This is a genomic window from Dyadobacter jejuensis, from assembly GCF_003149085.1.
Classification (GTDB): domain Bacteria; phylum Bacteroidota; class Bacteroidia; order Cytophagales; family Spirosomataceae; genus Dyadobacter; species Dyadobacter jejuensis.
In genome coordinates, this window is sequence record NZ_QGDT01000001.1 from 200,036 (window position 1) to 221,585 (window position 21,550).

General features: G+C 47.3%; 20 protein-coding genes and 1 pseudogene. 15 read left to right on the forward strand and 6 right to left on the reverse strand.

The annotated features are described in order from the left end of the window. The first annotated feature begins 62 nt into the window (after positions 1-62). Positions 63-1,340 (forward strand): DUF349 domain-containing protein, encoded by a 1,278-nt coding sequence (locus tag CLV98_RS00915; protein ID WP_109672032.1) that lies wholly within the window; start codon positions 63-65, stop codon positions 1,338-1,340. Here the strand turns inward: CLV98_RS00915 and CLV98_RS00920 are convergent. Further along, entirely contained in the window at positions 1,337-2,362 is a 1,026-nt protein-coding gene (locus tag CLV98_RS00920) for a LacI family DNA-binding transcriptional regulator (RefSeq protein WP_109672034.1), read from the reverse strand. The genes CLV98_RS00915 and CLV98_RS00920 overlap by 4 nt on opposite strands. 281 nt (positions 2,363-2,643) lie before the next feature. Between CLV98_RS00920 and CLV98_RS00925 the strand changes: the two genes are divergently transcribed. From CLV98_RS00925 to CLV98_RS00945, 5 genes are all read left to right on the forward strand, one after another. Then, positions 2,644-3,255 (forward strand): RNA polymerase sigma-70 factor, encoded by a 612-nt coding sequence (locus tag CLV98_RS00925; protein WP_109672036.1) that lies wholly within the window; start codon positions 2,644-2,646, stop codon positions 3,253-3,255. Positions 3,256-3,357: 102 nt separating this feature from the next. Continuing rightward, entirely contained in the window at positions 3,358-4,545 is a 1,188-nt protein-coding gene (gene uxuA / locus CLV98_RS00930) for a mannonate dehydratase (protein ID WP_109672037.1), read from the forward strand. 55 nt (positions 4,546-4,600) lie between these two features. Further along, entirely contained in the window at positions 4,601-6,031 is a 1,431-nt protein-coding gene (gene uxaC, locus CLV98_RS00935) for a glucuronate isomerase (RefSeq protein WP_109672039.1), read from the forward strand. Between the two features lie 162 nt (positions 6,032-6,193). After that, entirely contained in the window at positions 6,194-7,189 is a 996-nt protein-coding gene (locus tag CLV98_RS00940; protein WP_109672040.1) for a sugar kinase, read from the forward strand. A gap of 74 nt (positions 7,190-7,263) precedes the next feature. Then, a complete protein-coding gene (locus tag CLV98_RS00945; RefSeq protein WP_109672042.1) occupies positions 7,264-7,926 on the forward strand; it encodes a bifunctional 4-hydroxy-2-oxoglutarate aldolase/2-dehydro-3-deoxy-phosphogluconate aldolase in 663 nt (220 codons plus the stop codon). A gap of 69 nt (positions 7,927-7,995) precedes the next feature. Here CLV98_RS00945 and CLV98_RS00950 read toward each other — a convergent pair whose 3' ends face one another. Next, positions 7,996-8,886, reverse strand: a complete 891-nt coding sequence (locus CLV98_RS00950; RefSeq protein ID WP_109672044.1) for an aldo/keto reductase — start codon at positions 8,884-8,886, stop codon at positions 7,996-7,998. 177 nt (positions 8,887-9,063) lie between these two features. Further along, complete coding sequence (locus tag CLV98_RS00955) at positions 9,064-9,420, reverse strand: hypothetical protein (RefSeq protein WP_109672046.1); 357 nt, start codon at positions 9,418-9,420, stop codon at positions 9,064-9,066. Positions 9,421-9,643: 223 nt separating this feature from the next. Here CLV98_RS00955 and CLV98_RS00960 point away from each other — a divergent pair, with 223 nt between their 5' ends. After that, positions 9,644-9,979 carry a single-stranded DNA-binding protein gene (locus CLV98_RS00960; protein WP_109672047.1) on the forward strand — a complete coding sequence of 112 codons (336 nt, stop codon included), beginning with the start codon at positions 9,644-9,646 and terminating at the stop codon, positions 9,977-9,979. Positions 9,980-10,029: 50 nt separating this feature from the next. Here CLV98_RS00960 and CLV98_RS00965 read toward each other — a convergent pair whose 3' ends face one another. From CLV98_RS00965 to CLV98_RS00975, 3 genes are all read right to left on the reverse strand, one after another. Further along, positions 10,030-11,508, reverse strand: coding sequence for a xylulokinase (locus CLV98_RS00965; protein ID WP_109672049.1), 1,479 nt, complete (start codon positions 11,506-11,508; stop codon positions 10,030-10,032). A gap of 231 nt (positions 11,509-11,739) precedes the next feature. Continuing rightward, the gene (locus CLV98_RS00970; protein ID WP_109672050.1) at positions 11,740-12,735 is read right to left on the reverse strand and encodes a hypothetical protein; all 996 of its coding nucleotides are present in this window, start codon (positions 12,733-12,735) and stop codon (positions 11,740-11,742) included. Beyond that, positions 12,736-13,839, reverse strand: a complete 1,104-nt coding sequence (locus tag CLV98_RS00975) for an alpha/beta hydrolase family protein (RefSeq protein ID WP_158281184.1) — start codon at positions 13,837-13,839, stop codon at positions 12,736-12,738. It lies immediately after the preceding gene. A 672-nt stretch (positions 13,840-14,511) separates the two neighbouring features. Between CLV98_RS00975 and CLV98_RS00980 the strand changes: the two genes are divergently transcribed. From CLV98_RS00980 to CLV98_RS01015, 8 genes and pseudogenes are all read left to right on the forward strand, one after another. Then, positions 14,512-15,618 (forward strand): RHS repeat domain-containing protein, encoded by a 1,107-nt coding sequence (locus CLV98_RS00980; RefSeq protein WP_109672053.1) that lies wholly within the window; start codon positions 14,512-14,514, stop codon positions 15,616-15,618. Continuing rightward, positions 15,611-16,066 carry an Imm44 family immunity protein gene (locus tag CLV98_RS00985; RefSeq protein WP_109672055.1) on the forward strand — a complete coding sequence of 152 codons (456 nt, stop codon included), beginning with the start codon at positions 15,611-15,613 and terminating at the stop codon, positions 16,064-16,066. The genes CLV98_RS00980 and CLV98_RS00985 overlap by 8 nt, the downstream gene beginning before the upstream one ends. 152 nt (positions 16,067-16,218) lie before the next feature. Next, positions 16,219-17,400: an RHS repeat domain-containing protein gene (locus tag CLV98_RS00990; RefSeq protein ID WP_109672056.1), complete on the forward strand. Its 1,182-nt coding sequence runs from the start codon at positions 16,219-16,221 to the stop codon at positions 17,398-17,400. Beyond that, positions 17,397-17,864, forward strand: a complete 468-nt coding sequence (locus CLV98_RS00995) for a hypothetical protein (protein ID WP_109672058.1) — start codon at positions 17,397-17,399, stop codon at positions 17,862-17,864. Before CLV98_RS00990 ends, CLV98_RS00995 begins: the two co-directional genes overlap by 4 nt. A gap of 254 nt (positions 17,865-18,118) precedes the next feature. Next, positions 18,119-18,964, forward strand: a pseudogene (locus CLV98_RS01000) (RHS repeat-associated core domain-containing protein); the annotation flags it as partial. After that, on the forward strand, positions 18,951-19,439 hold the full coding sequence (locus tag CLV98_RS01005) for a hypothetical protein (protein WP_109672061.1): 489 nt from the start codon (positions 18,951-18,953) through the stop codon (positions 19,437-19,439). The pseudogene CLV98_RS01000 and the gene CLV98_RS01005, both read left to right, overlap by 14 nt. 73 nt (positions 19,440-19,512) lie before the next feature. Further along, positions 19,513-19,905 (forward strand): RHS repeat domain-containing protein, encoded by a 393-nt coding sequence (locus CLV98_RS01010; protein ID WP_109672063.1) that lies wholly within the window; start codon positions 19,513-19,515, stop codon positions 19,903-19,905. Between the two features lie 295 nt (positions 19,906-20,200). After that, entirely contained in the window at positions 20,201-21,526 is a 1,326-nt protein-coding gene (locus tag CLV98_RS01015) for a Gfo/Idh/MocA family protein (protein WP_109672065.1), read from the forward strand. Positions 21,527-21,550: the final 24 nt, after the last annotated feature.

The window sequence follows — 21,550 nt, forward strand, 5'->3', positions numbered from 1 at the left end:
TTAATTTGTGCGTAACAAATATCGTTATATATTCCCTACACTTAGCAGATAAAATTGAAATAATGGAAAATGCCACGTTGAATGATGAATACGGCTATGTCAAAGACAGCAAAGTATTTTTAAAAGGTTATCTGGAATTTCCAGACAGGCAAATTGGAGAAGTTAAAAGAACCGAACAAGAGGCGATCGATTATTTTAAGAATCGTTTCAATATCGTGCTCAACAAGGTGGAACAACTCGAGAAGGAGATAGATGAGGCCCAGAACAAGGGCTCCTATCTGACTAAGTTGATTCAACTGCAGCGCAAGCTGGTTACTTTCGACGCACTGGGGGATTTTATCCCTTTGCTGCGCAGATTGGAAGAGAAAGAGGAGTATCTAAAGAGTTTGATTGGCGTAAACCAAACTAAAAACTTGGAGATCAAAAGGGCGCTAATCGAGGACGTGAAAGTGGCGGCAGCCATAGAAGACTATGCTGTAGCCACCGAGCAAATTCAGGAAATAAAAGCCAAATGGATCCGTACGGGCCCCGTAGAAAAAGAGTCCCAGGAGGAAGTTGAAGCTACTTTTCAGGAGATCCTGGATCAATTTTTTCAACGCAGACGGGATTATTTCGATGAGCAAAACAGGATTAATCAAGAGCGAATCGATCAATATGAGGCCTTGATCAAAATCACCAAGACCTTGAGCTATGCCAAGGATATGGATGAGGCCTATCAGAAAGCCAGGGAAGTACGTACTGCCTGGAACAATGTTGGGGAGGTCCCTCCCAAAAGATTCTTTAAGGTCAATAAGGCCTACCGTCACTTCCTGAAACTATTTTATGATAAGTACAACTTGGCCAAGGGCATAGAGCCCAAAGTACGGGTAGACCCTCGCACTGTGGAGCAGCAAAAGCTACTTCAGCAGGCCGAGCAACTGTTGCGCCAGCCCAATATTGCCGCCGCTGCCGCCGAGGCTAAGGTACTTCTCAGCAAATGGAAGGAAATAAAAATTCCTTATAAGTTGGTAGATAAGGAAGTAGCCGATCGGTTTAGAATGGTTTGTGACAAGATATTTGAGCTGAGCTATCTGGCCCGGGTGATCAGCCGGAAATACCCTGCCTTCGAGCTGAAAAGCCAGGAAGAGCAGCTGCGCACCAAGCACCGGGAGCTGGAATGGCTCGCCAAAAGGGAAAAAAGTGATTTGGAATTCGCTATTCTAGAATTCGAAAGGACTTCTACCGGCAATATCGATATTGACAAACCGGCCATGGGGCGTATCAATATTCAGAAGCGTAAGGTCGCAATGAAAGAAAGAATCTTATCGGAGTTCGAAAGAAAACTTAAGTCGCTGAGCTAAGATTTTCTTAGTGAGGATCCTTGTATAAGTAAATTGGAAGGCAATACCCTGGTTTCAAAAACGACCGGGGTATTGTTGCTTTCAATCAGATCGAGCAATAAGGTGGTGGCCTGCTGGCCCATGGCAAAAGAGGGCTGGGTTACGGAGGTAACCGGCGGGTCCATTAGCATGGACATGGCCAAGTCGCAGAAACCCACCACAGCCACATCGTCGGGCATGCGATAACCCAGCTGGCGTAAGGCCAGATGTATCCCCATCGTAATACGCTCACTGGCGCCAAATATGGCGTCGGGTCGGTCGCGCATGGCCATCAGTTGATAGGTCCGCTCGGTGCCTCCCGCCTGGGTGATCTCCGTATGCAACATCCACTCGTCTCTAATTTCTAATTTATATTTTCGGAGTGCATCCAAATACCCTTCCAGCCGGTTGCGGCTTATAGATACTTGTTTGGGGCCGGCGATATGCGCAATGCGCTTGCATCCTTGCGCAATAAGATGTTCGGTAGCTTCGAAGGAACCCTTATAATCGTCGACCTGCACCTTATGACTCGCCATGAGCTCGTTGACCCGGTCGAAATAGACGACCGGAATGCCTTGCTCCTGTAGGTCATTGAAATGATCCACATGCTCCGACTGGCTCGAAATGGCTACTACCAGGCCATCGACCCGGCGCAAGGCCAGGTGACGGGTAACGGCCAACTCCCGCTCTAGCAGCTCGTGGCTCTGGTAGATCATCGTATGGTAGCCCCGGCTATAGGAAATATCCTCGACGCCCCCTATCACCGACGAGTAGAACCGGTTGGCAATATCGGGTACGATCACCCCGATCGTCTGGGTTTTATTCTTGAGCAGGCTTAAGGCTATGGGGTTGGGGGCATAATGCAACTGCTCGGCCAATTCCAGCACTCTTTTCTTTGTTTCGGTACTTATTTCGGAACTATCGCGTAGGGCCCGTGAGACCGTCGATTTCGATACGTTCAGGAGTTTAGCAATTTCTTTGATCGTGACTGTGGGTCTTTTCATAGGGTTAATATTGGAATAGTCCAATGGTTATATTCGCTCTGGAAATGTGAACAATTTAAACTTGTTGCAAAAATAGTGATTTGGAAGTCATTGTCCCGGAATTATTCGCTCATTGGGAACGGTTCCGGGAACGGTTGCGTAAAATTATTGATTTTTTTCAAGATTTATTTTTGCATTACACCGAAAACTGTCCTAAACTAGGTAAAAGATTGAAAAAGTCAATCTAAGGCCGATACTCATTTTTCCTGGTAATTTTCTATTATTAACCTATATTGATATTTATGGAAGCGAATACTTTTACCCCCGCGATGATCCCCGGAGCAGGGCAAAAAAATGCCCTGGAAAGTCTATTTGGCCGGGTAGTCAAAAAAGGAGATTACTATGCTTTTAGAGAGCTGTTTACCAACCATTATCGCTATCTGTGCAACTACGCCATGCGGGTAGTTGAGACCAGGGAAATTGCCGAGGAAGTGGTAGCCGATGTATTCGTGAAGCTATGGAAGAATAGGGAGCAGATAGAAGTGCATACCTCCTTTCAGGCCTATATCTATAGGGCGGTACGGAATCAGGCCTTGGACTACTTAAAACTAAAAATGCACCGGCAATACGAGAAGGAATCCTTGGATTCTATCCAATGGAGTATGTCCCATGCCGATCATTTTTCGCCCATGGACGAGCTGGCCTTTAATGAGACCTATAATCATATTGAGCGTTGTATTCAGGCCTTGCCCTGCCAATGTCAGGTCATCTTTCGGCTGAGCCGGGAGGAGGGCCTACGCTATAAAGACATTGCTGAGAAGCTCAATATCTCGGTAAAAACCGTAGAGACACAGATGAGCCGGGCCCTGAAAGTACTTCGGGAGCGGGTGCCAGCACATCGGCTAGTGGCTTGAGTAGCATGGATTTGTGGGTATAGTGCCTGTGCATCATAAATATTAGAATAATAATTTTAAAATAGTGGTAGCCCAATTGACTGGGATGGCCTTATAATAGATATGTCATTAGAACAAACTTGGCGGTGGTTTGGACCTTCCGACCCCGTCTCTCTCGCCGATGTGCGCCAAGCAGGCGCTACAGGAGTCGTTTCGGCCTTACACCATATCCCCAATGGGCAGGTATGGGAAGTCGACGAAATCATGAAACGCAAAAACCTCATCGAAGCCGCTGGCCTCAGCTGGTCGGTGGTAGAGAGTATTCCGGTACACGAGTCCATCAAAACACGTACGGGGGATTATCAGGTCTATATCGATCGCTACAAACAGTCGCTGATCAACTTGGGCAAGTGTGGTATCGATACGGTTTGTTACAATTTTATGCCCATCCTCGACTGGACCCGCACCGATCTGGACGCGCCCATGAAGGATGGTTCGACGGGGCTACGCTTCGATGCTACCCAGTTCGAAGCCTTCGATCTGTATTTGCTCAAACGTCCTGAGGCGCAGACCCTCTATAGCGATGCCCAAAAAGAAAAGGCAGCAAAATGGCTGGAAGCGGCTTCCGAAGACGATATACATAAGCTTATCCGCAACATTATTGCCGGCTTGCCAGGCTCCGAAGAAAGTTTCGGTATCGAATCATTCAGGGAAGTGTTGCTAACATATAAGCATGTGGGCGATTTGGAACTGCGCACGCATCTCTATCAATTCGTGCAGGCCATAGGGCCTGTGGCCGTAGAAGCGGGCATCAACCTGGCTATTCACCCCGACGACCCCCCTTATCCCATTTTGGGACTTCCAAGGGTGGTAAGTACCGAACAGGATGCTAAAATGTTGTTGCAAGCCTACGATCACCGCAATAATGGCCTCTGCTTTTGTACGGGCTCCTACGGGGTACGGCCCGACAACGACCTGAGTGGCATGGTGAGCCGTATGGGCGATCGTATCCATTTTATCCATTTGCGGGCCACCCACCGCGAGGCCGACGGAAGCTTCTACGAAGCCGATCACCTCGATGGGGATGTGGACATGTATGGGGTGATGAAGGAGCTGGTCCTAGAGCAACGGCGCAGGCAGGCCGAGGGGCGTTCCGACATCAGGATGCCACTTCGCCCCGACCATGGCCACCGCATGCTCGACGACCTGTCGGCTACCAAGCGCACCAATCCAGGCTATACCGCCATAGGAAGGCTCCGTGGCCTAGCCGAACTCCGAGGTTTGGAATTCGGAATTCGGAAAAGTCTTTAATCAATATCACCCGCACCCATCTGGATGGCCAGGTGGGCGCCCAAATGCCAAAAAAATGAGTACAGTTTCTCCTTCTACCGTTCAGAAAACTTTTATTGACGACAATTTTTTGCTTAAAACAGAGGCCGCCAAGGAGCTCTATCATGACTATGCGAAAGATATGCCCATTATCGATTACCATTGTCACCTGCCTCCCGATGAAATAGCCCAAGACAAACAGTTCGACAATATAACTCAGATTTGGCTTTATGGCGACCACTACAAATGGAGAGCCATGCGTGCGAATGGAGTGGACGAGCGCTATGCCACCGGCAATGCCAGCGACTGGGAGAAGTTTGAACAATGGGCCGCTACCGTTCCTTATACCATGCGAAACCCTCTGTATCACTGGACCCATTTGGAGTTGCTGAGGTATTTCGACGTCGATATCCTGTTGAATAAGGATACCGCCCGGGAAATCTACGAAACCTGCTCTGAGCAGTTGAAGCGCCCCGAATACAGTGTGCGTGGATTGCTCAAAAAGATGAACGTAAAGGTGATCTGTACCACCGACGACCCCATCGATAGCCTGGCATACCACCAGCGCATAGCCGAAAGTGGCTTTGGTATCGACGTATTTCCTACTTTCCGCCCCGATAAGGCCATGTTGCTGATCGACACGCCCGAGCAGTTTAAGGAATATTTATCCAAACTGTCGGCCTTAACTTCCGGGGAGTCTATCCATTCCTATGCAGCTCTGTTAGCAGCGCTCGAAAAGCGCCACGACTTCTTTGCCTCCATGGGAGGGAAGCTGTCCGATCATGGGCTGTCCCATATCTATGCCTCACTGGATAGAGCCGCCGCCGACAGGGCCTTCGCTAAGGCTGTAGCAGGGGAATGCCCCTCGGAGTCGGATAGCCTGGCATTTAAGTCGGTGCTATTGCACGACCTGGCCAAGCTCGACCATGCCAAAGGCTGGACTCAGCAGTTCCATTTGGGAGCCCTTAGAAATAATAACAGCAGGGCCCTTCGCGAATTGGGCCCCGATACTGGCTGGGATTCCATCGGCGATTATAGCCAAGCCGAAGCGTTGTCGTCTTTCTTGAATACCCTGGATTCTACCAACCAGCTGGCAAAAACGATACTATATAACCTCAATCCGGCCGATAACGAGGTGTTGGCCACCATGACTGGCAATTATAACGATGGGACCATCGCAGGCAAAATGCAGTTTGGCTCAGGATGGTGGTTCCTCGATCAGAAAGACGGAATGGAAAAACAAATCAATGCCTTGTCGAATATGGGACTATTAAGCCGATTTGTGGGGATGCTCACCGATTCTCGAAGCTTTTTGTCCTATCCCCGGCATGAGTATTTCCGCCGGATTCTCTGTAACCTCATTGGAAATGATATAGAAAATGGAGAATTACCCAACGATATACCTTGGTTGGGCAAAATAGTATCCGACATCTCCTACAATAATGCGAAGGGGTATTTTGGATTCTAAAATAGAAAAATCATAGCTCTTAAATTAAAAAAAATTAAAATGGCCCTCTACTCAGTGTTTTGGGCTATTTTTGTTTTGAATATTTTGATTTTTTAAGTTAAAAAATTTTTCCAACGTCTGTCACCTCGGCTTTGGCTGGGGACGGGCAGATAAAAAAAACATATGGCAGATTTTATTTCCTTCGGAGAAGTTCTAATGCGTCTTTCTACCCCGGGCTTTTCTCGGTTCGAACAAGCGCGACAGTTTGAGGTGACTTATGCTGGTGGAGAGGCCAATGTCTCTACCGCCTTAGCCTATTGGGGGCACAAAACGGCACATGTAACCCGTTTCCCTGATTCGCCTATCGGTAGAGCGGCAAGCCAGTACCTACGTGGCCATGGCCAGGATACCTCCCATATCCTGTATGGAGGGTCCCGCATGGCGGTGTATTTCCTAGAGACCGGTGCTGCCTTGCGCGGTAGCCAGATCGTCTACGACCGGGCCAATTCGTCGCTGGCCGAAATATCCCCGGAAGATGTAAACTGGGAAGAGATCCTAAAAGATGCCAAGTGGTTTCACTGGGCGGGTATTACCCCGGCCCTTTCCCAAGGGGCCGCCGACACGCTCCTAGCGGGTATTAAGGTGGCTAGGAAATATGGACTCACCGTTTCGGGTGATATATTCTATAGGGCCAACCTATGGAAATATGGCAAGAAACCCTCCGACGTCCTCCCCGAACTCACTGCTGGTACCGATGTGGTGATTGCCAACGAAATAAATATTCGGGAGATTTTTGGCATAGCCTGTACCGATTTTATCGACGGCAGCCAGAAGTTACAAAAGGCCTTTCCTCAGGTGAAAATGGTGGTCGATACCAAGCGTACGTCGATTTCTGCATCGCATAACCTGTTGCGGGCCATCATGTGGAATGGTACCACCTTGCTCGAGACGGCCGATATAGATATCAACCCCATCGTAGACCGTGTGGGAGGTGGCGATTCCTTTATCGCAGGGCTTATCCACGGACTCATCCGTTTCGACGACCCCCAGAAGGCCCTGGAATATGGCGTGGCCGCTTCAGCCTTGAAACATACCATAGAAGGCGACGCCTTGATTTCGACAGAAGCCGAAGTGGAAGCCATCAGGCAGGGAGAGACCTCCGGTCGTATCAAGAGATAAGGTTAAAAATTCACTCATTCATCTAGGCGAAGAGGCCTGTTATTGGCCTCTTTGACAGAAAAACCGATCCAAATATGAATCAATCCTTAGTTGACTTACATGAAATAGGCATACTGCCTCTATATTATAATGCCGATGCATCCATCGTCAAAAAAGTGGTACAGGCTAGTTATAACGGGGGCGCAAGGGTGTTCGAATTTACCAACCGAGGTGAAAACGCCTTCGATGTATTCGTGGAGGTATTGGCCTTCGTGAAGGAGCATTTACCCGATATGGGCTTCGGGATCGGCACTATTTACGATGCCGCTACCGCTCAAAAGTTTATAGATGCCGGCACCGACTATATCGTGACCCCCTGCCTTAACCCCGCCGTGGGTGAAGTATGTCAGAAGGCCGGTATCCCTTGGATACCGGGTGTGACCACCCTTACCGAGATTTACAATGCCCGCCAGGCAGGTGCCGAGGTGGTGAAGCTATTCCCCGGCGACGTGGTGGGGTCCAAATTCGTGAAGGCCATCAAAGGGCCCATGGCCGACGTCAAGATCATGGTTACGGGTGGGGTGCAGCCTACGCCCGAAAGCATAGGGGAGTGGTTTGGAGCCGGTGCCTATGCTGTAGGACTGGGGTCGAACCTATTCCCTAAGGAGGTCATTGCCGCCGAGGACTATTCATGGATAGAAAAAAAGGTGGCTCAGAGCATCGCTATGGTGAAGGCCTACAGGTCGAAGGTGAAGTAACCAAGCCATATAAGCAAAAGGCCTTTCAGTCTCTAGGATTGAAAGGCCTTTTGCTTTGGGAGCCTTCGCTTACATCGGGTCGGGCTTCTTTTTAGCCAAATGGTATATTTCGTACCAATCCTGATGGTCCAATTGGATTTTTGAGGCGCTGGCCGCATTGCGAATCCTGTTTTCGGATAGGGATCCGATAATGGGCAAGGTTCCTAGCTTCATCAGCCATGCTACGGCCATCTGCTCTATGTTGGCGTCATACTTTTCACCTAGCTGCTCCAGTTTGGCGCGAAGTAGCACCGTGCGCTCTTCCGTACCATGCAATATCTTTCCGCCAGCCAAGGGTGCCCAGGCGAGTGGCTTAGAAAAGCTCTGCTTGATAAAGTCGATTCGCCCGTCGTCTATGGCTGAGGTGTTCATCAGGTTCAACTCTATATGGTTGGTCACGATGGGCAGGCGCAGGTAAGAGGCGAGCAACTGGTGCTGAAACACCGAAAAATTGGTGACCCCTATATGCAAGGCCTTCCCCGATTTGACAATCTCCGAGAGTGCTCCGGCCGTCTCCTCAGGATCTGACAAGAAATCGCTTTGTTGTAAAAGAAATATATCCAGATAATCGGTCTTTAACCGAGATAAGGAGCCATTCACACTGTCGATAATGTGCTTGGCGGAAGTGTCGTAATAGTTGAAACGCCCCGAGTCGGACCGGCGAATGCCGCATTTACTGAACAGTACCAGGTCCTTTCTGTTGAAAGACTTCTGCTGAATCAGCTTGCCGAAATGGGTTTCAATGGCGGAGTCTCCATAAATGTCCGCATGGTCAAAGGTGTTCACCCCTAGTTCCAGACAGAGGTTTACGGTTCTTTCTATCTTGTTGGTGGTTTCTGCTCCTTCGTCGGTCCATCTCCAAAAACCATATATGGCTTCGGATACTTTTGGTCCCGAATCGCTTAGACTAACTGTTTTCATCCCTAAGTAGTTTGTATTGAATTGTAAAATTACCCTATTTTCGAAAAAGGCAAGGGTAAAGCCCGCAATGACTCTCGTACGTGGCCAAGCCTATAAAGCGCTGGATATGGTAAATAAGATTGCAAATGCCTATAAAAGAAAGCATTAGCATAGGTGTAGCGCTTCGCTGGCCTCGTACTATTTTTCTAGCCTTTTGTCCCGAACAATTACAAAAAAGTCGTTTTCTATAGCCAGATAGCCATAATCGTAAACGTATTGGTACACAGTGCCCTTGAGGGTAGTGCGAACATGCGTCATCCAGTTGAAGTCGAAACCCTTGGCTAGCAAGGTCGATTTGGGGAGGGTCACCTTTCCGTCGGGGCATAGGTCTTCTAATATCCGCCTATTCTTGCGCAGCTGGTTGTTGATGTTGCGCATCAGATTATGGGAGTCGGAGTTCAGGCGGTTGTTATAACTATTCCGGCACATATCCGAACAAAATTTTTTATCGGTGCGGCCTACCAAGGGCTTGTCACATTCCAGACATTGTCCCATAGCCTTCTGTTTTTGGTTGATGAATGTTCCTTTTTTATATGCAAGATAAGCAATAATTAGGTGCTAAGTGCGGTATTTTAGATCCATTTGCAAATGCTTACAAATGTTTATAGATGACTGTAAATGCTTAATAACCGAATCGAACCAAGCCAATCCCGCACCTTTGTTGAGTCGGCTAGCAAAGGGCTTCCGGCGATGCGTTCCACTTTAAACAGATACGATCATGAACACGGTCAAATTAATGGGAAATGTCGGCAAGGAGATTCAAATCAAGGAGCTTGCCAATGGTAAAGTGGCTAACTTTTCTTTAGCTACCAACGAGAGTTATATCAATAAGAATAAGGAAGAGGTAAAAACCACCAGCTGGCACCATATAGTCGCTTATGGAAAGTTGGCGGAGCATTGTGACTCTATTTTCCAAACGGGAAAGTTCCTGGTGGTGGAAGGGAAAATAAACTACCGGGAATACCAGAACAAGGATCAGCAAACGGTGAAGGTGACCGAAATCATAGCCAGCAAGGTTGAAGAATACGTAAAGGCTCCCGCTCCTCAAGTATGAGGACTATGAATAGGGAAGAGGTGCGCCAATGGCCCTCTTCCCTTTATTTATTAGCTCAATAGCGCCTGTTTCCAGTTTTGGTAGGCGGCTTTGGTGGCTTCTACCTGCTGCTGGTCAGGGGCAATGGTCTTGACGGCCGCCAAGCCTACGAAAGCCTCGGCGCGGGTCTTGTAATAACCCAGCCCAAAACCTGCCGCACGTGCCGCTCCTTGGGCTCCATCGGTATTGTAGAGCTCCACGGTGGCGCCCGAAACATTGGCGAAGGTCTCCCTGAAAAGCGGACTTAAAAACATATTGGCCTCTCCGGCACGGATGTTCTTAAGGGACACCCCTACCGTTTCCATGATTTCCATGCCATAGTATAGCGCAAACACGATGCCCTCCTGGGCCGCACGGGTCCAGTGGGTCCTATTATGACGGCTAAATTGCAGCCCCTTAAATTGTGCACCAGGGTCCTGGTTCTCCAGCATCCGCTCGGCCCCGTTGCCAAATGGCAGGCACAGCAGCCCGTCGCTACCTACTGGAGCCTGTGCCGCCAACTCGTTCATCTCCGGATACGATACCGATCCCTGCATCAGGGTATTGCGTAGCCAGCCGTTAAGGCTACCCGTTCCGTTCACACAGAGCAGCACCCCATAGCGGGCCGCTTCGGTGAGTGGGTTGACGTGTAAAAATGTGTTGACTCTCGACTTGGGGTCGAACTTGATCTGGTCGCTCACCCCATATACCACCCCCGAGGTGCCTGCCGTAGCCGCTACTTCTCCTGGCTCGAGTACATTGAGCGAAAAAGCATTATTGGGCTGGTCGCCGGCACGGTAGGTGATGGGCGTTCCCGCCTTGAGTCCCAGCGCCTGAGCCGCCGACTCCGTTAGCTGGCCCTGCTCGGCAAAGGTGGGCATAACGGTAGGTAATAGTTCGGGAGAAAAACCAAAATATTCCATCAGAAAATCGGCCGGTTGCCCCTTCACAAAATCCCAGAATATCCCTTCAGAAAGTCCTGAGGGTGTGGTGACCACCTCCCCACTCATGCGAGCGGCCAGGTAGTCGCCGGGAAGCATAAACTTATGCACCTGGGCATATACCCCGGGTTCATGCTGCTTTACCCAGCCGAGTTTGGAAGCCGTGAAGTTGCCCGGGGAGTTCAGGAGCCGTGGAAGCACGAGGTCGGCCCCCAGGCTGTCCATGGCCTTGTTGCCTGTGTCGACCGCCCGGCTGTCGCACCAGATGATAGACGGGCGTAGGACATTCAAATCCTTATCGACCACCACCAGCCCGTGCATTTGATAGGAGATCCCTATGGCCCCTACCGACGCTGGGTCTATGCCCGACTGGCGGATCACCTCCTGGGAGGCTAAGCAGGCATTTTCCCACCAGGCCTCAGGCTGCTGCTCTGCAAACCCCGTTTGGGGTGAGGCAATGGTCATTTCTTTTTCTGGATAAAAAGCCGAGGCTACTGCCTGGCCGGTATCGGCATCGAGGATGCATGCTTTGACAGAGGAGCTACCCAAATCGAATCCTAGGAAATACATACGAAGCTTTGAATTACTATAGTTTGAACGAGATTAATACAAGGATAGGCAAATTTGAACAAAAAAAAGCATACTTGTATAGGTTATTAATTGTTAAATATACACTTATTTCTTCGAATTGTATACCATCTCCTACTGAGTTGGCCGGGGGGATCCAAATCAATAAGGTCGAGTGCACGGGCGCACTGGAGAACCATACGGCACTGCCCCTAAACCTCTATGGCGTTTCGCCTAGTCGAGCCATTTCAGCAGGACCGGGAGCCAGTCGTCAGGACGGAGGCCGATCATGACGCTGAAATTTTCGGGGTGTTCCTTTTGTATCGATCTTCCATACAAGGCTTCGGTCTGGCTTGGACCCACCTCCCGATCGGCGGCCGTGACGGGGTTGGCCAGCAAAAGGCGCTGGGTAGAGAGCCGATGCACCAAGTCGGGCAGATCGTATAGCGGTAGGGCGCCGGGTACTGCCGATATGATAAATTTGGGTTTATATAGCCTTTCCTCTGCAATAGACAGGTAAGAAACCAGGGGGTTGTGCAGTACCAGCCGCTGGAAGGGGTTGTCGATAGCGGCGGCATGCAGTAGGTCGGCGGTGAGGGTACCGCTGGCCACAGCTCCCAATACGGTCGCATCCGTTTTTGTATGCTTTATAAAATAGGATAGAACAGCTATTTCTTCGGCCCGGACGGCCACTAGGTTTTTTTGCACCAGCAGGCCCATAAACCAGAGGTTCAGGGGGGCTCCGTCGATCAGGGCGTCCCCTCCCGGGATGTTTCCGGGGCCGAGTTCTCCTATTCCGCTCAGGTCGGGAACGACCACCTCATACCCATTCCTAACCAGTTGTTCTACGGTTCCACCCGTATGGGCAGCTATGGACTTGCCCTGGTCGTCGAGATAGAGGATGGTTTTGGTAGATGCCTGGGAGGGTTTTAGCCAGAGAACAGGCAGGTAATAGGACCCACCGCCCTTTACCAGGTATTTTTCGATGGTATAGCCGGTTCTTTGGTCCCGACCCGAAAAAATAGCGTCCACTTTTGTAGCAGGCTTTTCATAGCCCGACAGGCCGATCACCCGATTCATCAGGGTCTTCTCGTATCCGGGGTTGGCTTTACGGTACTTTTCCCTGTTTTCCACCATCTGTTGGACCGTGGTTTTGTTGAGTGAAAACATACTTTCCGCTTTAAGAGAAGGAGGGGATACCATCAGTTCCTCTTCCGTCAGAAGCTCCACTTATTGGTCTTTTGAACTGCCGGGGTTGTTGAGGTATTTCTGGAAGAAGGCATAGGTGCTTTCCCTATTTTTGAGAGTAGAGGCATGGCCGGCATCATCTTCGGTCATGTTCATATGTTCGATTTTACCAAAGGCTTTAAAGGCCTTTCGGGCCTCTATATAGCTGTCCCTTGCGCCTTGTATGCTAAACATATCTCTGGTAGTGGCCACAATCAGGGTGGGCTTGGGGGCGCGTACCTCTAGCAAATCGGCCAGGTCGAGTCCATTTTTTAGGGCATGGAGCAGGTTTTGTTCTGCATCCTGCGGCCCATTGGAGCGGAGGAGCTTGTCGAAAGACGTAATATAACATTCGGGGGCGGCGGCGAGGATGCGGTCGTCGACGGCGGCGATATAGGCACTCTGGGTGCCCCCTCCCGACCTGCCCGTAATGCCGATTCGGAGCGGGTCGACCTCCGGCCGGCTGAGGAGGTAGTCGACCGAGCGGATGCCATCCCAGATAAAATATTGGGCAGGGGATATGCCCGCCAGAAAGGACTGGGCTCCGGGATAGGAATGCTCCTTGGTAGCGCCTTTAAAGAGGTCGGTATCCTGGTATTGGATGCGCTCCCCTTGACCGATGGGGTCGAAGGCCAGGACGATAAACCCCTTGCCGACGTAGTTTAGGATCATTTGCTGATAGGTTTCGCTGCGGAAGCCTTGGTCGGTATGTCCGCTGCAAAAAATAATGGCCGGGGCTTTTTGGGCGCGCTGATTGGGCAAAAACAGGGCGGCCGATACATAATATCCCGGGCGCGACTGGTAATAAAGTTTTTCTACAGAGTAACCCGTCTTGTGCAATACCCCCGTGACAACGGGCTGGAGGGGTGTTTTTTCTGGAAAGGGTCCCAGGGCTTTGGCCAGCTGCTGCCGCACATAAGCCTGCCGTCGTTGCCAGTCGGTTTGGGTCTGTAATTTGCCGATCTCACCCTGTCTTTTCTCCAACAGGGAAAAGGCACGGTCACTGAGCCCCTGGTATAAATACTGGCTGGCGTTCCCTCTTTCTAGCTTCCAGTAATCATATACAGTCGGTACTTCCTGGGCCCGGAGTGGAGCGTGCACTGCCATGCAAAGGGTTATGAAAATGGGGGTTAGGAATTTCATAGGGTCATTCTAAAGGTTAATATTGGGGGTTTAGCTATTTCACTTCCCTGCAAATGTCGAGGGTGCTACCAAGCTGACGGTCCATCGGTGCAAATACCCTAAAAGTCGTATTTAGGTATACGCGATCAATGAACGACAAAAGGTGATTAAGGAATAGAGCATCCAGGGCAGAAATTCTACCGTTGTCGTTAGGGGTAAAATAGGGGGGGGAGGACAAGTTACTGGTGGAAGAGTGCGGACACCAAGGGCCTTTCGTTTAGCTATGACGGAGCCAATCGGCTACTCAGTAGCACGGGAATAGGTGGCTATGGCGATACGGAAAGTGGCATTACTTTCGAGTCGTGCGCGACCCCGGAACAACGGGAATATCATGACTTTGATGCGGGCTGGTGCGGCTGTTGATAACCTTTCTTATTCGTACGCAGGCAAGCGGCCGGGCGGCGTTCCGCTTTCGGCGGTCAATGATTCGAGTGGAATTAATACGGGGGTCAAAAGCGGCGGAAGCAGTTATACATACGACAACAACGGAAACATGCTCACCGACGGCAACCGGGGGGCTACGCTTACTTACAATTTTCTCAATCTGCCAAAGACCGTTGCTGTTGGTGGGAAGAATTTTACTTACGACTATGAGTCGTGCGCGACCCCGGGCTTGGTACAAAACATAAATATGCTGGGGATACGATTACCGCCAAATATGCAGGTTTTTTTGAGTATGATGCTTCGAATGTGTTGAAACGAATTGCTACTTCGGAAGGGCAATTGGTTCCATCTGGTGATACGCTTCGCTTTGACTATTTCTTGAAAGATCATCTGGGGAATGTGAGAGTTGTTTTTAGTGAAAAAGGAGATATCTTGCAACAAACTGATTACTATCCTTTTGGGTTGGAGATCGATCGAAACAGCCCAGTTCAAATCCCAGCGGCACGTAACGCCATTAACCGCTACAACTTCCTGGGTAAAGAAACTCAGGTTGCTACGGGATATATTGATCTTCAAGCACGGTTCTATGATCCGACCGTTGGGCGGTTTATGCAGATTGATCCGGTTACGGATACTCAGGAAGATCAATCCACCTATCAGTATGGCTGGAATAACCCTATCTTGCGGAGCGACCCTAATGGTACTTACCCAGACGGGCCTGGTGATGACCCTTTCCTGATCGCAAGGCTGGTAACAACGGCGTTCTTTGATACCAAGCATGCGATCATTAATACGGCGGCAAGGGCCTTTGGTTCCGATATTCGAGCTGGTTATAAAGTCGAAGGTGGGCAGCAGGTATTCGAGACCCAGATCAGCAGACAAGCGGTTGACAATTCGCTATCCAGGCAGGTAAGAGAAGCAGTAAATGCGATCGGTGATGTGGCTTTAGTAGCTACTGCGGGATCAAGTCCAGCAAACCCTGGCAATTTGCTTTCTAAGACCAGTGTAGAATCTCAGGTTGTGAAGGCAGGAAAAGAAGTAGCCAATGCTGCGGTCCATGCGAATTCAAAAGCAAGTGAAAAAATCAACACTTTATATAAACTTGAGACCAAGAAAGGAGAATATTTGAAAACTGGTATTACTTCAAAAGCCACACCTGAAAAGCGATATTCCAATAAATTTATGCTTGGTAAGGAAATGAAAAAAATAGATTCTGGAAGTCGTACTGATATGCTCAAAAAAGAAAGAGGAATTGTAGAAACCAACCCTGGCCCTTTAAATCGTGAACCTTGGGCAGGGAAGAAGAAACCAAATGAATAAGATGATTGGATATTATTTAAGTACAGGTGACGAAGAAGTGAGTAATATGTTCAGCCCTTATGTCTGGAAAGAAAATGGTCTCGATACATTGATGGATTTGAAACTAGCTAAGAAAAATTATGGCGATGATTTGGACTTGTTGCTCATTCAATATTACGTTGAAGGAAAATTCAGTTCCTATCTACCTGAAGAGCCAAAGGTTGGCAATTACTTGAAAAAGAACAAGGATATTGCTGTGGCCATAGCTGTAACACGCGATGTATTCCATGACCGGAACGAATTTGAACGGCGTGAGTTTATTGTGAACAGCACATTAAATGCTATTGAACTTGTTAGGAAAAGACTTATTAAAAAAAAGCTGGACATCGACTTTGACAGCCTCATTAGGGATGTAAAGGAACTGGCATATATTTATTTGAAAAGAGAGGAGCCTTATTCAAAAGTTTAAGAATCTAAAACAAGCATTACTTGAACGGAAACATGACTTCTGATGGGAATCGGGGGGCGGTTTTAACCTAAAGTTCCCGAAACGTCGGCCCGGCTGAATTTACCCAAAACCGTTGCTGTTGGTGGGAAGAATTTTACTTACGACTATGAGTCGTGCGCGACCCCGGGCGCGGAAACAAACATAAATATGCTGGGGATACGATTACCGCCAAATATGCAGGTTTTTTTGAGTATGATGCTTCGAATATTCTGAAACGAATTGCTACTTCGGAAGGGCAATTGGTTCCATCTGGTGATATGCTTCGCTTTGATTATTTCTTGAAGGATCACCTAGGCAACGTGAGGGTGGTTTTTGATGAAAGTGGGAAAGTTTTACAACAAACGGATTATTATCCCTTTGGGCTAGAGATCAACAGAAATCAGCCCATTGTGAGGTTGAATGCTAGGAATGGGGTGAATCGTTATCTTTACAACGGTAAGGAATTGCAAGTGGGAACGGGGTATGTAGAGTATGGTGCAAGGATGTATATGCCGGAGATTGGGAGGTGGGGCGTGGTGGATCCTGTGACAGAGAAGATGCCTTCAAGCTCTTCTTATTCTTATGCTTTCAATAATCCATTGAGATTTATTGATGTTGGTGGACTAATACCTTATCCAATCACAATTCGATCATTTGCTCCTTTTAGCTCTTTTGGTTTTGGTTTCCACGGAGACAATAGAGGCTTTTCTACAAGTGCTAATGCAAGCGCAAGAGCTCATCAAAGGATTAATTTTGACACTGACAAAACATCAATTTCAGCGCAAGCTTGGAGTTCCCCTACCTATATGAGCTCAAACCCAAACGGTGCAAAAAGAGCTTTACCGTCAATTGAATTTACTAATGGCTTATCAATTAAGGATGGGGGAGATTCAAGGACATTTGGTTTTGGTACACATTCTGCTGCTGCAAACCCAAAAACACCGCCTGGTACACCTGATATTGGTGTCTTCTCTAACTTTTCAATTACTGAGAATAAGAAGGCGGGGACACTATCACTTAGTGGTCAATTGACAGGTGATAACTTTCCAAGTACAGAGGCTTTTATTAATGATCCTAGCGGTCAAGGTCTATTTTTGGGCGTTGGACAAATAGGTGCGGATGTTGGAAGAAACACCGGTCCATTTACAGAGCTTCCAGGGCAAAATAGTGACAACCCGATTACCAGCTTTAATTTGACAATTACGACTGACAAAAAAGGTAATTTTACAGGAGTTCAATCCGGTGGTAAAACTTATAGTATCGCAGATTGGAATAATCAATTCTCAAATACTAAACCTAAAAAGGAAAACCAATGAGAATTTACATAGTTTATATATTTACAGCGACTTTAAGTTCATGGGTAATTGCATTTTATCTAGGAATTTCTGCTGGTTTTGCTAGTTACCTTCCTGTTTTGGCATTGTTGGGCACAATTATTCTATTTGTTTTTGCTGCTCCAATGCTTATGTATTATCGCCGATCAGGCCTAATAATAGGCCTGATTGGCTCTCTATCAATATTGCCTTATAGCCTTATGCTTTTGAAAGGAATTCTTGAAGATGGAGTCCTAAATTGGGGGATATTACTTGCACTGCCCACTCTTTTAACAATAATTAGTATCTGTCTTACGGGAATGGCTTTACTTGGTAAAGCAACAATGGCCATTATTCCAAGTAATCCAATAGCAAAGTTAGTATTAGCGGGTAGCCCTATTGGATTGTTTGTATTGTACATTCTCATTTATGGCAGATACTGGGATTGGGGAATGTTTAAAATATAAAAGCTTTGTATAACAGAACAGGCTCCAGAACCGGAGCCTGTTCTATTATACAGCATATTGCTTTTTGGAATTAAAATCACGTATCAGCACATCGATGACCATAAAAATCTGTTTACGGTCCGCATCGGGCCGGGCTGCGTTCGGCATTTTAGAAACCTCCTGAATCCGGTCCAAGGTTGGCTTGTCGAGTTCCAGATCAGAACTATGAAAAGCCCGTAAAATTTCGCAAAATCTATTGATATTACTACCCCTTTGGGCTAGAGATTGATAGAAATACGCCCGTTGTGGGGTTGAATGCCAGGAATGGGGTGAACCGATATCTTTACAACGGTAAGGAGTTGCAAGTGGGTACGGGGTATGTAGATTATGGAGCTAGGATGTATATGCTGGAGATTGGGAGGTGGGGCGTGGTGGATCCAATGGCCGAGAAATATTCTAATTTATCCCCTTATGCCTACGTAGCCAACAATCCTTTGAAATATATTGACCCCGATGGGAAAGATATTATTTTAGTGGTTTCAAGAGATAAAAATGGAAATGCGGATCTAGCATTAAGGTATCAGAACAATAAATTTTACAATCAAGATGGGTCGGTATATAAGCAAAGTTCCATAACGGGTCTATCCAACCGAGTCCTAGGGGCATTAAATAACATAAGAAAATCGGACTCTTATTTGGAAAAAATAATTTCAACTTTGGAATCAACCAAATCTGCTGATCATATTATTGAATTTACGCATAACGTGCAAGGATCAAAAGTAAAAGGTAACCCTAATGATGTTAATCCTAAAAGCTCATTAATGCTCCTTGATTCAGATAACTTATTTAAACCGCTAAATAGTGGAGAAGACAAGAATTTGGAATCAACTATAGCTCATGAACTCTCTCACCAATATGACCGGGAAACTGGTAGGAAAAATAGAAATATCTCAATCGATGATAAAGGAACTGAAAGAGATCCTAACGAGATTCGGGCAGTTAACGTTGAAAACAGATATCGAGTTAATAATAATATGGAGCTTAGAACACATTATGGCGGGAAAATCGATAGAAGAAAATTAGAAGATCCAAAAAAAAGGAAACAAAATGAGAGTAACTAATTTTATCATTGTACTTATGCTATTTGTAATCGGGTGTTCGAAAAAGGAAGACTGCGCTAAAAACAAACACTTAGATACATTATCATCTGAATATATAAAGCTTCAAAGTGTAGAGGGTAAAGAATTTTGCTTGCCTTATGATGGACTTACCACTGTTACACCTTTCGACTATATGCATTTGGAGGTTGGGCAATCTGAAAGAAAAAGAATCCTTTGCGGGATTGTTAAACTAAGCAATGCTGAGTTTAACAAAATAAGGGAAAATTCCGAAACTCCAATCTTCGAAATCAGTTATGAAATTAGCAAATTTGGGTTAGATAGCATAATGACTTCTGCAATGGATTCTAGTGGAATTCTGAAAGTTCAAGATTTAAAAGGTAAAGTTAGAGGAAATGTCATTGCTCATGCAGTCAGTAAGGGTTATTCCGTTCATTTCGATGATTACCGGGGAAATTATTATTGGACCAAAAATTAAAAATGCAAAAAACGTCCCTCTTGCGTTATTTTTTGCCATTTGTGTAATAGGAAAACTTTCAATACTCTGAAAAATCCATTTAAATTACTACCCCTTTGGGCTAGAGATCGATAGAAACAGCCCCGTTGTTGGGTTGAATGTGAGGAATGATCTTAACAGAAAACTTTATCTTGGCAAAGAATTACAAGTTGGTACAGGGTATTTAGACCTTTCCCGACGCTTCTATGACCCGACCATTGGGCGGTTTATGCAGGTGGATCCGCTGTCCGAAAAGATGCCAGTTTGGTCTCCTTATAGTTACGGCTTTAATAACCCAATTATATTTGTTGATCCGCCGGGGATGGCACCCACATCACGTCTTAACACCCATACGTCCGCTTCGGCAGGGGGGGGGGGGCAATATATTCAATTGATTCATATCATGGCCAGTAAAACCAAAGTGGTGCAGAAGATTTATTCACAATAATCCATTGCATGAGCGCTGGAATGGGGCCGATAAGCCAGAAAACTATGCATGGTCTTCGGCCGAATAGTATAAAACAGGAATTGATAAGTTTGGTTTTAAATACAATATAATGAAAGATTCTAAGGCATTTGTCGGTGGGCTGTGGAGAGACAGACCACCGACAAGACGTATAAGCTAAGAGGGTTGGAATAAATGCCCTTACCCTTCAATAAAAATGTATTTTAGATGCGAAAAGTTTTATACATTTATTTTTATCTTCATTATTTCTAACCCCGATTGATTAACCTATTGATTTATGAACAAAAGAGACTTTCTCAAAAATGCAGCCGCTTTATCTTCCCTAGCCATGTTACCTGCCGAATCATGGGCGCTGTCGGCCGACAAGCGTCTAAGGACCGCTCATGTGGGTTTGGGCTCCATGGGGAAAGCCGATTTGGAGTCTATTTCCTCACATAGCCAAGTGGATGTGGTGGCACTTTGCGATGTGGACTCCGCAATATTGGCCGATGTAAAATCTCGATTCCCCAAAGCGAAGACCTATAAAGATTACCGGGTGATGCTCAAAGAAATGAGCAAGGAAATAGATGCGGTGATAGTGTCCACTCCCGACCATACCCATGCGCCAGCCTCTATGATGGCGATGGAAATGAACAAGCCCGTTTATTGTCAAAAGCCCCTCACGCATTATGTAAAGGAGGCGAGAGCCATGGACAAAATAGCCAAAGACAAGAAGCTGGTAACCCAAATGGGTATTCAGGTACATTCTTTTTATGACTACAAGCTGGCTACATTGCTCATCCAATCGGGTATTGTGGGGAAGGTGCACACCGTAAGGGCTTGGTCGCCCAAAAACTGGGGATATAATGGACCCATTCCTGAAACCGCCGATGCTGTTCCTAGTAATTTGGATTGGAATTTGTGGCTAGGGACTTCTGCCGAAAGACCCTACAAAGATGGATTCTACCATCCGGGCAACTGGCGGAAGCTCATAGACTACGGCTGTGCTACTTTGGGCGATATGGGGGTGCATATATTTGATACGCCCTATAATGCCTTGCAGCTGGATGTGCCAAGGACCATCACGACCAATTGTAGGAAGCCTAACGGATTTGGGTACCCTGAAAAGAATATGGTGACGTATGAATTTCCAGGAACAAAATATACCACCGACACCCTCAAATGGGTCTGGTACGACGGTGTGGGGGCCGATCAGCAAAGGGAAGATTTGATGCTTCCCGATGGTGCGGACCTTCACGACCAAGGGGCTATGTTTATAGGAGAAAAAGGGAGACTGTATTTACCACATTTCCAGGTAATGCCCAAGTTGATCGTCGATGGTAGTTATAAAGATATCGATATCACCCCATTCAAACTTAGTGAGCCAGTACGCGAGTATAGTTCAGAAGTGCACAAGCATTATCATGAGTTTGTGGATGCCTGTCTAGGAAAGGCTACTTGTAGCGCACCATTTTCTTACGCCTCGCGACTCACCGAAACCATATTACTCGGCGTCATTGCAGGTCGCTTCCCCAACAAAACATTGCACTGGGATGCCAAAAAGGCCCAGTTTGCCGAAGAAGAGGCCAACCAATATCTGGGTGGAATGTATAGGAAGTTCTAGTCCGACTCTTCGTATTCCCCCACC

Excerpts from the sequence above, each read along its gene's own strand:
- CLV98_RS00915 (WP_109672032.1), top strand. The coding sequence starts at position 63 with ATGGAAAATGCCACGTTGAATGATGAATACGGCTATGTCAAAGACAGC.
- CLV98_RS00920 (WP_109672034.1), bottom strand. The coding sequence starts at position 2,362 with ATGAAAAGACCCACAGTCACGATCAAAGAAATTGCTAAACTCCTGAAC.
- CLV98_RS00925 (WP_109672036.1), top strand. The coding sequence starts at position 2,644 with ATGGAAGCGAATACTTTTACCCCCGCGATGATCCCCGGAGCAGGGCAA.
- uxuA (WP_109672037.1), top strand. The coding sequence starts at position 3,358 with ATGTCATTAGAACAAACTTGGCGGTGGTTTGGACCTTCCGACCCCGTC.
- uxaC (WP_109672039.1), top strand. The coding sequence starts at position 4,601 with ATGAGTACAGTTTCTCCTTCTACCGTTCAGAAAACTTTTATTGACGAC.
- CLV98_RS00940 (WP_109672040.1), top strand. The coding sequence starts at position 6,194 with ATGGCAGATTTTATTTCCTTCGGAGAAGTTCTAATGCGTCTTTCTACC.
- CLV98_RS00945 (WP_109672042.1), top strand. The coding sequence starts at position 7,264 with ATGAATCAATCCTTAGTTGACTTACATGAAATAGGCATACTGCCTCTA.
- CLV98_RS00950 (WP_109672044.1), bottom strand. The coding sequence starts at position 8,886 with ATGAAAACAGTTAGTCTAAGCGATTCGGGACCAAAAGTATCCGAAGCC.
- CLV98_RS00955 (WP_109672046.1), bottom strand. The coding sequence starts at position 9,420 with ATGGGACAATGTCTGGAATGTGACAAGCCCTTGGTAGGCCGCACCGAT.
- CLV98_RS00960 (WP_109672047.1), top strand. The coding sequence starts at position 9,644 with ATGAACACGGTCAAATTAATGGGAAATGTCGGCAAGGAGATTCAAATC.
- CLV98_RS00965 (WP_109672049.1), bottom strand. The coding sequence starts at position 11,508 with ATGTATTTCCTAGGATTCGATTTGGGTAGCTCCTCTGTCAAAGCATGC.
- CLV98_RS00975 (WP_158281184.1), bottom strand. The coding sequence starts at position 13,839 with ATGGCAGTGCACGCTCCACTCCGGGCCCAGGAAGTACCGACTGTATAT.
- CLV98_RS00985 (WP_109672055.1), top strand. The coding sequence starts at position 15,611 with ATGAATAAGATGATTGGATATTATTTAAGTACAGGTGACGAAGAAGTG.
- CLV98_RS00995 (WP_109672058.1), top strand. The coding sequence starts at position 17,397 with ATGAGAATTTACATAGTTTATATATTTACAGCGACTTTAAGTTCATGG.
- CLV98_RS01005 (WP_109672061.1), top strand. The coding sequence starts at position 18,951 with ATGAGAGTAACTAATTTTATCATTGTACTTATGCTATTTGTAATCGGG.
- CLV98_RS01015 (WP_109672065.1), top strand. The coding sequence starts at position 20,201 with ATGAACAAAAGAGACTTTCTCAAAAATGCAGCCGCTTTATCTTCCCTA.